An 11,352-nucleotide genomic window follows, 5' to 3' on the forward strand; every position below is an offset into this window, starting at 1 on the left:
GCCGTGCTCAGATATATTCTCTGGCGCATCGCCGCCATGGTGCCGACGCTCTTCGTCATTTCGGCGCTGGTCTTCACCATCATCGAGCTGCCGCCCGGCGACTTCTTCGAGAGCCAGATCGCCGAGCTGCGTGCCTCCGGTGAGACGGCCAACCTTCAGGAAATCGAGGAGATGCGCCAGCAATACGGCTTCGACAAGCCGGAGATCGTGCGCTATTTTTACTGGGTCGGCGGCATGCTGCACGGTGACTTCGGGTACTCCTTCGAATATCAGCTGCCGGTCTCCGACGTGGTCGGCGACCGCCTCTGGCTGACGATGCTCGTCTCCTTCACGACGATCCTGCTCACCTGGCTGATCGCATTTCCGATCGGCATCTATTCGGCCACGCACCAATACAGCTGGGGTGACTACGGGCTGACGTTCCTCGGCCTGATGGGCATCGCCATTCCGAATTTCATGCTGGCTCTGATCCTGATGTATTTCGCCAATATCTGGTTCGGCATCTCGATCGGGCACCTGATGGACCAGCAATATATCTCGGCGCCGATGAGCTGGGAGAAGGCACGATCGATCCTCTCTCACCTCTGGATCCCGGTCATCATCGTCGGCACGGCAGGCACGGCCGGCATGATCCGGCGGCTGCGCGCCAACCTGCTTGACGAGATGCAGAAGCAATATGTCGTCACCGCGCGCGCCAAGGGCCTGCCGCCCCTCAAGGCGCTGCTAAAATACCCGCTGCGCATGGCGCTCAACTTCTTCGTCGCCGATATCGGCTCGATCCTTCCGTCGATCATCTCGGGCGCCGAGATCGTCGCGATCGTGCTGTCGCTGGAGACGACGGGGCCGATGCTCATCAAGGCACTTCAGAGCCAGGACATGTATCTCGCCGGCTCCTTCCTGATGTTCCTGGCCTTCCTCAATGTCATCGGCGTGCTGATCTCAGACATCGCACTCGGCTTCCTTGATCCCCGCATCCGTCTGCAAGGCAGGAGCACCAAATAATGTCGCCCCTTCCCGCACCCGGCGCGCCGCTTGCGCATTACGTCTCGACCGCTCCTTTCGATCCGCACGCGACCGAAAGCATGACGGCAGCGCAATCGCGCATCCATCTCGCCTCGCAAAAGCAGCTGATGTGGTGGAAGTTCAAGCAGCACAGGCTGGCCTTGATCTCCGGCATCTTTCTCGCCGCCGTCTACCTGATGATCCTGATCGTCGAGTTCCTGGCGCCCTACGGCCTGCACACGCGCAATGTCGATTTCATTCATGCACCGCCGCAGCGCGTCCACTTCTTCGACAAGGGCAGCTTCGTCGGTCCCTTCGTCTACGGCCGGAGCATGACGCTCGATATCGACACGCTGCACCGGGTCTATACCGACAAGAAGAATGACGTGCAGCCGATTCGTTTCTTCTGCCGCGGCGATGGCTATAAATTCTGGGGCTTTGTCGCCTCGAACTATCATCTTGTCTGCCCGGCGATCGGCGGGCAGATGTTCCTGCTCGGCACCGACCGGCTCGGCCGCGACGTGCTGTCGCGCATCCTTTACGGCGCGCGGATATCGCTGACGATCGGTCTGATTGGCATTTCGATCAGCTTCGTGCTCGGCATCATCATCGGCGGCCTTGCCGGTTATCGCGGCGGCATTTTCGATCTCATCGTCCAGCGCCTGATCGAAGTGCTGCAATCGCTGCCGAGCCTGCCGCTCTGGATGGCGCTGGCAGCCATCATGCCGGTGACGTGGAGCCCGATCGTCATCTATTTCGGCATCACCGTCATCCTCGGCATCATCGACTGGACGGGGCTGGCGCGTGCCGTGCGCTCCAAACTCCTGGCGCTGCGCGAGGAGGATTATGTCCAGGCCGCACAGCTGATGGGCGCCAGCACGCCGCGCATCATCGGCCGACATCTGGTGCCGGGCTTCATGTCGCATCTCATCGCTTCGGCGACGATTTCCATCCCCGGCATGATCCTTGGAGAGACCGCGCTCTCCTTCCTAGGTCTCGGCCTTCGTCCGCCGATCACCAGCTGGGGCATTCTGCTGACCGAGGCAAAAAGCGTCAGCGTCATCGCCTTCTATCCATGGCTGCTCTATCCGATCATTCCTGTTGTTCTTGTCATTTTGGCGTTCAACTTTCTGGGAGACGGCTTGCGTGATGCGGCAGATCCCTACAAATAGCAGGAAAAGCGGCGGTACGTCACGGCACCGCCCCCTCCTCTTGGCCTCCCGACGGTGGGGGCACTAAGTATGTCGCTCACCCCAGAAGGGATGCCCATGTCCAGACGTCTCGAAGATGCGCGCATCCTCATGTACAGCCACGACACCTTCGGTCTCGGCCATCTGCGCCGCTGTCGCGCCATCGCCCATGCGCTGGTGGAGGATTATCGCGGCCTCAACATTCTGATCATTTCGGGTGCCACGATCGCCGGCGCCTTCGACTACCGCGCCCGCGTCGACTTCGTGAAGATCCCGAGCGTCATCAAGCTGCGCAACGGCGAATATACGTCGCTTGCCAGCCATATCGACCTGCACGAGACGCTGAAGATGCGCGAATCGAGCATTCGCCACACGGCCGAGACCTTCCAGCCAGATATCTTCATCGTCGACAAGGAACCGATGGGGCTGAAGGGCGAGGTCGAGGATACTCTGGCCTATCTCAAGGCCCGCGGTACCGTCCTGGTGCTGGGGCTTCGCGAGATCATGGACGCGCCGCATCTGCTCGAGGCCGAGTGGAAGAAGAACAGCATCATGCAGAAGATCGACCAATATTACGACAGCGTCTGGGTCTATGGTCCGCCGGATTTCTACGATCCGCTGATCGGCCTCGACGTGCCGGCCAGCCTGCGCCGGAAGATGGATTTCGTCGGCTTCCTGCAGCGCAGCGTCTCCAGGGGAAAGACCTCGATCAACGCCCGCAAGGATAATTACATCCTCGTCACGACTGGTGGTGGCGGCGACGGCTCCGATCTTGTCCACGACGTCATGAATGCCTACGAGGCCGACCCGACGCTGACGCAGAAGGCGCTCGTCGTGCTCGGCCCCTATATGCCGGCCGCCGAGCGGGCCAAGCTGGTGCAGAAGGGAGAAGCGATCCCCTATATCGAGGTCATCGAGTTCGACAACCACATGGAAGAGCTGATCGACAGCGCCACCGGCGTCGTCGCCATGGGCGGCTACAATACCTATTGCGAGATCCTCTCCTTCGACAAGCCGGCCCTCATCGTGCCGCGCGTCAAGCCACGCGAGGAACAGCTGCTGCGCGCCCAGCGGGCAAGCGAGCTCGGCCTCGTCGACATGCTGCTTCCGGATCAGTCGGTCGATCCGACTATCATGGCCGAAGCGTTGAAGCGCCTGCCCTTCCGCCAGCCGCCGTCGAAAAGCGGCGGCAATATGCGTCTCGAAGGGCTGGACCATATCTCGCAGACCGTCGGCCGGTGGATCGACGGCCGCGGCAGCCACCTTTCCCTCGTCGGCGCGGAATAGGGCACAGCCTTGCCGCAACGCCGCAAGATCCTCGTTGTGCTGAAGGGCTATCCCCGCCTTTCGGAAACCTTCATCGCCCAGGAGCTGCTCGGCCTCGAAAAGGCCGGCTTCGACCTCACGCTGATTTCGATGCGCCGGCCGACCGACAAGAAGCGCCATCCCGTGCATGACGAGATCCGGGCGCGTGTCGTCTATCTGCCGGAATATCTACACGAAGAGCCAATCCGCGTGCTGAAAGGCCTGGCCGCCGGTTTCTCCAAACCCGGCTTTAAGACGCTGATGAAACGCTTCCTCGCCGACCTCAAGCGCGACCTCTCCCGCAACCGTTTCCGCCGTCTCGGCCAGGCACTGGTGCTGGGGCGTGAATGGCCGGATGAGGGCGAATGGCTGCATGCCCATTTCATCCACACGCCCGCCTCGGTGACGGAATATGCGAGCATCCTCACGGACACCCCCTGGACCTGCTCGGCGCACGCCAAGGACATTTGGACGTCGCCCGACTGGGAGCTGAATGAGAAACTCGGCAGCGCCCGCTGGACCGTCACCTGCACCAGGACGGGCTATGAACACATGCGGACGCTGACATCACGCAAAGAGACCGTGCACCTGAGTTACCACGGTCTCGATCTTGCCCGTTTCGGCCATTTTGCCGGCGAGCGCTCGGACCGGACCGGGAGCGATCCCGACGATCCGGCCTTCATCCTCAGCGTCGGCCGCGCCGTCGAGAAAAAGGGTTACGACGTGCTGCTGCGGGCGCTGGCACTGCTACCTGCCGACCTTAACTGGCGCATGGACCATATCGGCGGCGGCGAGGAGCTTGGGAAACTGAAGGCGCTGGCCACGGAACTCGGCATTTCCCCTCGCATCGTCTGGAAGGGCGCCATGGCACAGGAAGACGTGCTCGATCATTACCGCCGCGCCGACCTCTTCGCACTTGCCTGCCGCATCGCCGCCAACGGCGACCGCGACGGCCTGCCGAACGTCCTGGTCGAGGCATCGAGCCAGCGGCTCGTCTGCCTCTCGACCGAAGTATCCGGCGTGCCGGAGCTCCTGAAGAACGGTGAAAACGGCCTCGTCGTGCCGCCGGAGGACCCGGCGCTGCTGGCCAGAGCGCTGGAGGCGGCAATCCGCGACCCAGCACTGCGCAAGCGTCTCGGCGACGCAGCCGAAAACCAGGTGCGCGAACATTTCGACTATCACTCCAGCATCAGACAGCTCACCGGCCTGTTCGAGGCCGAATGGCAGAAGGCGTCATGACGGCACCGCGCATTTTCTTCTACGTCCAGCACCTGCTCGGCATCGGCCACATAGCCCGCGCCAGCCGCATCGCCAATGCACTGGTGAAGGACGGTTTTGACGTGACTGTCGTGACCGGCGGCCTGCCTGTGCCGGGCTTTCCGGGCGAGGGTATAAAGACCGTAGCTTTGCCGGCGGTCGTTGCCAGCAATGCCGGTTTTTCCGGCCTCGCCGATGCCGATGGTCGGCCAGCGGGCGGGGATTTCCTCAATGCCCGCCGCGCGCTGCTTCTCGATGCCTTCCATGCCGCGAGGCCCGATGTCGTCATCATCGAAGCCTTCCCCTTCGGACGGCGACAGATGCGCTTCGAACTACTACCCTTGCTCGAGGCGATCGAAAAGGCCGAACCTCGGCCGAAACTCCTAAGCTCGGTGCGCGACATCCTGCAGGAAAACCGCAAGGCAGGCCGCGACGCGGAGACCGCCAAGCTGGTCAAGGATCATTTCGATGCCGTGCTCGTCCACGGCGATCCCGATTTCATCAGGCTCGAGGACACCTTCCCGCTGACATCCGAGATCGCCGACAGGCTGTGTTATACCGGCCTCGTCGCACCACCGCCGGCGCCGGAACCGACCGAGACATTCGACATCATCGCATCGGCTGGCGGCGGCGCGGTCGGTGCTGCGCTGATCGGCGCGGCCAAAGAGGCAGCAGCGCTGCTACCCGCCGATCTTCGGTGGCTGCTGGTCGCCGGCCCCAACCTGCCGGAGGCCGATTTCGCCGCGCTGTCTGGAGACGCAGCCCCGAATGTGACGCTGGTGCGCTTCCGAAAGGATTTTCCCTCGCTGCTGCGCCGCGCCAAGGTGTCGATCTCGCAGGCAGGCTACAACACCGTCGGCGATCTCCTGCGCACCAAGTGCCGGGCGATCCTCATCCCCTTCGTCGCCGGCGGCGAGACCGAGCAGTCGGTGCGCGCCGAACGGCTGCAGGCACTCGGCCTCGCCGATATTCTGCCGGAAGACGGGCTGACGTCGGGCCATGTGAAGGAGGCCGTCGAAAAGGCGCTGGCTGCCCCGCGACGAAGATCGGTCTTGCTCGATCTCGAGGGGGCGACGAAAACCGCCCTCCTCATTCGCTCCATGATTGGCCCCTGCGCGAAAAACCTCTGAGGCTTTCCTGGCTCTAGCCACTTTGAGGATTTGGTTGCCAAGCTTTGTCGAAACAATCTGGCACTTCCACAGCACTGCCCGTGCAAGCGGTAAGCTGGCAATTTGGTCGTTGCAAATAAATTGCATGACCCTAAAATGATCCAAGGGAAGACGTCGCACCGTCAGGCGGGAGAATGTTTGCAGGGCACGACCCCCTCCTTGTCGCGCTTTCGGTGGTAATCGCCATCCTGGGGGGATATACAGGATTCGGGCTTACAGCCCGCGTGCGGGGCACCGGCAGTGCCGACCGCAGGTTGTTGCTTGCCTGTGCGGCCTTCTTCCTTGCGGTCGGTGTTTGGACCATGCATTTCGTCGCGATGTTGGCAGCGCCAATCCCGCTCGATGCCACCTATCTTGTCCTGCCAACGGTCGTTTCGTTTCTTATCTGCGCCCTTGTCATGGGGGTTTCGCTATTCTTTGTTTCGCTCGGCGAGCCTTCGAATGCGCGGGTGGGCCTCTCGGCATTGCTACTCGGCTTGGGCATCGCACTGATGCACTATGTCGGCATCCATGGTCTTGCCGGTCCCTTCCATATCGAGCATCAGCATGCATTGGTTGCGGCGTCCGTCTTGATCGCCGTGGGCGCGGCCTATGGCGGTCTCCGTATCTTTCTCGCCAGGCATGACGGCATGCGGCTCGCACTAAGCGCCACGGCGTTCGGAGTGGCGGTGTCCGGCATGCATTTTACAGCTATGTATGGAATGCGCTTCGTTCCGGGAAGTCCCGCCCACCATGCGGCGACCGGACTGGCTGTCTCCCGCGAGGCTTTAGCCCTGATAGTATCGCCCTTGTGCTTTCTGATTATCTTCGGCTTCCTGCTCCTCCTCCTACCCGAGCCGTGGGCCCGCGCGCTGAATTCAGGGCCCGCCAGCCAACCCGATACCATGGATGGCGAGGCGTCAGCGCTTGACCTGAACAGCTTGGGTTTCGTCGAGACTAAGACACAATTGGCGCAGCGCCCTGGGGCACAGCCGGGTAGCGCCACTGTGACGCGGGTGCCTGTCGAGGGCGCCGATGGAACCCGTTTCCTCGAAGCCACCCAGATCCGCAGCGTTAAGGCAAATGCCCACTATACGCTGGTTCACGATGGGAGCCGAGAGCGGATGTGTCCATGGGCGATCTCGCAAGCAGAGGCGCGACTCGATCCTTCCACTTTTATGCGCGTCCACCGTAGCCATATAGTATCCATTCCCCTCGTCTCGTTGATCCGCAAGGAAGGCAATGGCGCTGTCGTCGAGCTAGACGGGGAGGTGCCCCATCTGGTTCCGGTGAGCCGCGTCAAAATTGCCGAGCTGAGGGCGCGTCTGGGGTTAGTCAGGCGCGACGATATCTGATTGCAGCACGGTCCACGGACGCAGTTGGTGCTCCGTGGACTTCATTCCGTGCGATTTCCAGCGCTTCGTGCTCTGGTTGGCTTGGCCATGTTGCCAGTAATTGGCTGTCGGTAACAGACTTGCCGCCGCAACCGTCTTGACGTTGAGCTCAAGAACCCCACCGTGAAGGATATGTAGAAGCAGTGAGCCGTAATTCTTCACGAGCCGCCCACTCGGGCTACGGTCGCGCGAAACGCTCGGGCATTAGAAGCAATCTCGTGACAGATCCTTCCCGCCCGAAGGACTGCATGCTGAATCTTGATTTGCTCGATGAGCGGCACGTGTTCATTGTCCGGGAAGCGATTGCCGAAGGTCGTATCGGCTTCGTCGTCCAGAGCATACATGCCAAGGATGATCCGGCCCGGATTCTATACGGCGAGTGCTTGCCTTACCTGACTGACAAAGACGGGATAGAACACGTCGACGCCGTGTTTGTCCCGGCACTGGAGGTTTTGGGAGAAGCGCCGGTCCTGGATCGGCATATGCTCAAGCTTGTCCTAGATGCACTTGAACTCAATTCTCTGTCGGTACTAGGATATTGTCTCTCAGGCGACAACGTTTGCGATCCGGCGAGTTGGGCTCATATTCGCAACCAGATTGCCGCTCGACCTAAATTGGCAGCGCGGCTCGTCCTCAAGTTTACCGGAATTCAGGCCTTTACCGATGCTGCGCTGGCGATAAATTCACTTTCAGAGGCACAAGACCTAGGGTGCCGGCTTGCGATCGACGACCACTGGTCGTGGACTGGAATCATCTCCGCATTGACTCGCAAACATCGGTATCTGGCCACATTATGCGAGAATGGAAATATCGTAGTGTGACGGAGTTGCCGAGGTAATCATCAGTCGGAAGCGGCTTGCAGCGGCCCAAATGTTTTGCGTAAAGGCCGTATCTTAATTCGAGCTAAAATGGCGAGCCTTTTCGAGGTACGGACTAGAGCCGCGGTTGCCATCGCCACCGTCTGAACCTTGCCCATACAGCGCTGATCGCCGCTTTTTTTTGCAAAACGTCATATTGAAAGCAAATGGCTGAGATGATCCCAAGTTCGAACAGTCTCGACAGTGACGAATGGCGCCGGGGAACTTGTGTGGCAAACCCGAAACATCTGTTATAAACGTCATGTTGTGGCGGATTTTTTTTAAAGAATCCGGAATTTTTCAAAATACATCCATCGCCAGATATGGCCATCATCATATGATGACAACCGATCGATCATCCTATTTATGATTTTAGGGCATCGAGGAACTTCCCAAAATCCAACCGATAACTCGGTGGGCGGTTCGGCTGCTACAAGGCAGTGCCCCTCGCCTTCGAGGCCGACGAAGCCGATCGGGACCTGGATCGATGCCGCAGGCCGTTGCTGCATGTGCGGTGAAACAACGGTTTCGACCGATCAAGAATATTGAGGCTATGCCTGGGATGCCGGGAAGAATTGAAGTCCCAGAACACCGCTCTTCGACCGAATGGCTAAAAGCAAGTGCGCACATCTTCGATGAAATTCCGGAAAGCAAGGGGCTGCGCGTTTTCACCGACCAAGGCGCCGCGGCGCATGTTGTTCGGCCACCCGGATCACAGGCGCTCAAGGCTCGGGAACATTTGGCGACGGTAATGCTCGCATCTTCGCCTGGAATAAGAGTGTCTTTCGACGACCACGTCGTGCACGAATACGACGGTGCCGCCGGGATGATATCCGTTACTCCTGCAAATAAAGAACGCAACGTGACATGGTCTTCCACTTGCGAGAAGGTAATCGTTACCGTGCCGCCTCAGCGCTTTCTGGAGCTAGCGGCCCATGAGTTCGGCGCGGGTCATACGGTACTCCAACCGCCCCCACTCGGCGCCATAGACCTTCAGGCGCTGCATCTCGCGGAAATGTTGAAGGCGGAACTGGCACGCGAACTTCCAAACAAGATCTACATCGAATCGCTGATCACCATCTTTAGCGTGCATATCGTCCGAAATTATACAGGTCTGGACAAGTTGCAGTCTGGCCGAAAGAGCGGGGGCGGCCTGTCGAATCGCAGTGCCGTGCGCGTTCGCGAGCTGCTGGAGTCAAGGTTTTCCCGCAAGATCACAGTGGCCGAGCTTGCGGCGGTCTCAGGCCTTTCTCCACGCCATTTCATCCAGGCCTTCACGAAGACCTTCGGCGAGCCTCCGCATAAATATGTTCTTCGACTGCGCCTCAATTTTGCTGAAAAACTCCTCGTCGAAAACGTACTGTCGATCGCCGAAATCGCCCATCTAAGCGGATTTTCAGACCAGAGCCATCTGACGGCGACCATGTCAAAACATAGAAATAGGACTCCCAGACAGGTAAGGCAGCAACGGTGAGGTCCAGTAGCTGCGACGTCTTGATCACGTGAACGAAGCAAGTTTGGCTCAACGCAAATATACTTATCCGCACCTGGTCGTTTCATTTTTATTGAAAGCCGACGCTGGTCGATGTCGCACTTTGTTGCGACGAGAGTGTCTGTTTTGAGCTTTTACGACGGAATGGCCGCACTTACTGCAAAGCGAGCTCGGACCGGATATTTCTAAAAAGAAACCGGAATTTCGCAAAATACGGGCACCACCGAATGTGGCTATTCTTGCGACAACACAATCATTCGGTGCGCTGTGGAGCTTTCTGACAATCAGTCGATACGGTGTATCGAGTCGTCCGTGGACATTCAGTTCCCGGAAACTGAGGTCTTTGTACCTAGTATCGAAGCGGCCTGGAGTGCGCTGCAGCGCCAATATGCCGGTCAGATAAGCGATGCGGAAATTGATTATTTCTTTGCTTGTTTTGTGCTTGGGCTGACCACACCGGCCTATACCAATCAGGACCCTTCCCTCCATTTCGACGTCTGCCGCGCTCTTGTGTCGATCAAGCTGCCCGCGTACCGGGCCGACGCCGCGCTGTATTCAGTGCCGGCCCCTACGCAGACGGGGGTAGAAAGCGCCTGCGAGCTGATAGAGAGCAAGGGGGTGAAGATGGGGCGTGCTCTGCAAGACGAAAGGTCCGATCCGGAAGTCTCTTCAACGGCCAAGGCGAGCTTCGTGGCATCGGCGCGTCTGGGCAACGAGGGAAATGTACATGTCTGAATGCATGAAGGGGCATGCTCAGCGCATGATCCGGTTCGGTGTCCCCAACAACCGCATCGCCGGTGAAAGCGGCGACCGGTCACGTCGGCGGCGGCTGATGGCACTCCTTCGCCTGGCCCATCGTGTTCTTGGCTTTCGGCGCAAGGGTCCGGGGCTTGGAACATTGGGCGCCGGCGGCAGCCTTAGTTCGGTCCTGACAGGTAGCCTGGCTCTCGTCGTGATAGGCCTCGCGACGCCCGCCCACGCACAATATGCCGCCGGCGGCGGTTCGGCGACAGCCGGCGAATCGATAGCGGTAGGAAATGGCTCGAGCGCTACCAATGCCTGGGCCATAGCGATCGGCTTCCAGTCCGTTTCGTCTGCACAATACTCGGTGGCTCTCGGCCGGACTGCGTCGGCGACAGGCCCAGGTGGCGCCGTGGCGATCGGCAGCGGCACCATCTCAAACAACGTCAATACGGTCGCGCTCGGCGTCAACGCCAGCGCCACTGCGGCAGGCGCCAACGCCTTCGGCACCTTCTCCACCGCCTCGGGCGGGAACTCCACCGCCGTCGGCACCAGTACGACGGCCAGCGGCGGCTCTTCCTTCGCCGGTGGTTGGGGATCCATCGCAAGCGGAGCGCGTTCCACAGCGTTGGGATTCCAGGCAAACTCCTCCGGGGTGGACTCGTTTGCCCAAGGTAATAACGCAGCCGCCAGCCAGCAGAACGCCATCGCCATCGGTTTCCAGGCGAATGCAACCGCGATAAACTCGCTCTATCTCGGCGCGCGCACGGGTGCTGGAACGGGCGCTCTTGGCCAGGGAGCCATCGCCATCGGCACGGACGTCACGGCTCAGACCAACGCAGTTGCGATAGGGGGCACGGCGAGCGCGTCCGCCCTGCAGAGCGTCGCGCTGGGCTATGCGGCGGCCGCAACGAGCAATGCAACGACCGCCGTCGGGACTGGCGCTCGCGCGCTGGGTCAGAGTTC

The 11,352-nt window shown here is 60.2% G+C and carries 9 protein-coding genes and 1 pseudogene; all 10 read left to right on the forward strand.

The window, feature by feature from the left end:
* The first annotated feature begins 3 nt into the window (after positions 1 to 3).
* Positions 4 to 1,002 (forward strand): ABC transporter permease, encoded by a 999-nt coding sequence (locus MOV76_RS09110; protein ID WP_018246261.1) that lies wholly within the window; start codon positions 4 to 6, stop codon positions 1,000 to 1,002.
* Entirely contained in the window at positions 1,002 to 2,174 is a 1,173-nt protein-coding gene (locus MOV76_RS09115; RefSeq protein WP_018246260.1) for an ABC transporter permease, read from the forward strand. Before MOV76_RS09110 ends, MOV76_RS09115 begins: the two co-directional genes overlap by 1 nt.
* A 96-nt stretch (positions 2,175 to 2,270) precedes the next feature.
* Positions 2,271 to 3,479, forward strand: coding sequence for a glycosyltransferase family protein (locus MOV76_RS09120; RefSeq protein WP_018246259.1), 1,209 nt, complete (start codon positions 2,271 to 2,273; stop codon positions 3,477 to 3,479).
* A 9-nt stretch (positions 3,480 to 3,488) separates the two neighbouring features.
* Complete coding sequence (locus MOV76_RS09125; protein WP_130729795.1) at positions 3,489 to 4,736, forward strand: glycosyltransferase; 1,248 nt, start codon at positions 3,489 to 3,491, stop codon at positions 4,734 to 4,736.
* Complete coding sequence (locus tag MOV76_RS09130) at positions 4,733 to 5,884, forward strand: glycosyltransferase family protein (RefSeq protein ID WP_130729794.1); 1,152 nt, start codon at positions 4,733 to 4,735, stop codon at positions 5,882 to 5,884. The genes MOV76_RS09125 and MOV76_RS09130 overlap by 4 nt, the downstream gene beginning before the upstream one ends.
* A gap of 173 nt (positions 5,885 to 6,057) precedes the next feature.
* On the forward strand, positions 6,058 to 7,257 hold the full coding sequence (locus MOV76_RS09135) for an MHYT domain-containing protein (protein WP_130729793.1): 1,200 nt from the start codon (positions 6,058 to 6,060) through the stop codon (positions 7,255 to 7,257).
* A gap of 287 nt (positions 7,258 to 7,544) precedes the next feature.
* Complete coding sequence (locus MOV76_RS09140) at positions 7,545 to 8,117, forward strand: EAL domain-containing protein (RefSeq protein ID WP_130729792.1); 573 nt, start codon at positions 7,545 to 7,547, stop codon at positions 8,115 to 8,117.
* Between the two features lie 523 nt (positions 8,118 to 8,640).
* Entirely contained in the window at positions 8,641 to 9,627 is a 987-nt protein-coding gene (locus MOV76_RS09145; RefSeq protein WP_245484591.1) for a helix-turn-helix domain-containing protein, read from the forward strand.
* A 330-nt stretch (positions 9,628 to 9,957) separates the two neighbouring features.
* A complete protein-coding gene (locus MOV76_RS09150; protein WP_205922077.1) occupies positions 9,958 to 10,380 on the forward strand; it encodes a hypothetical protein in 423 nt (140 codons plus the stop codon).
* A pseudogene (locus MOV76_RS09155) lies at positions 10,373 to 11,352 on the forward strand (calcium-binding protein); the annotation flags it as partial. The gene MOV76_RS09150 and the pseudogene MOV76_RS09155, both read left to right, overlap by 8 nt.

The organism is Rhizobium sp. PRIMUS64 (genome assembly GCF_023006465.1).
Lineage (GTDB): Bacteria > Pseudomonadota > Alphaproteobacteria > Rhizobiales > Rhizobiaceae > Rhizobium > Rhizobium leguminosarum.

What these genes read in the sequence shown, in the direction of transcription:
- MOV76_RS09115 (WP_018246260.1), top strand. Translation starts at nt 1,002, where the DNA reads ATGTCGCCCCTTCCCGCACCCGGCGCGCCGCTTGCGCATTACGTCTCG.
- MOV76_RS09120 (WP_018246259.1), top strand. Translation starts at nt 2,271, where the DNA reads ATGTCCAGACGTCTCGAAGATGCGCGCATCCTCATGTACAGCCACGAC.
- MOV76_RS09130 (WP_130729794.1), top strand. Translation starts at nt 4,733, where the DNA reads ATGACGGCACCGCGCATTTTCTTCTACGTCCAGCACCTGCTCGGCATC.
- MOV76_RS09135 (WP_130729793.1), top strand. Translation starts at nt 6,058, where the DNA reads ATGTTTGCAGGGCACGACCCCCTCCTTGTCGCGCTTTCGGTGGTAATC.
- MOV76_RS09140 (WP_130729792.1), top strand. Translation starts at nt 7,545, where the DNA reads ATGCTGAATCTTGATTTGCTCGATGAGCGGCACGTGTTCATTGTCCGG.
- MOV76_RS09145 (WP_245484591.1), top strand. Translation starts at nt 8,641, where the DNA reads ATGCCGCAGGCCGTTGCTGCATGTGCGGTGAAACAACGGTTTCGACCG.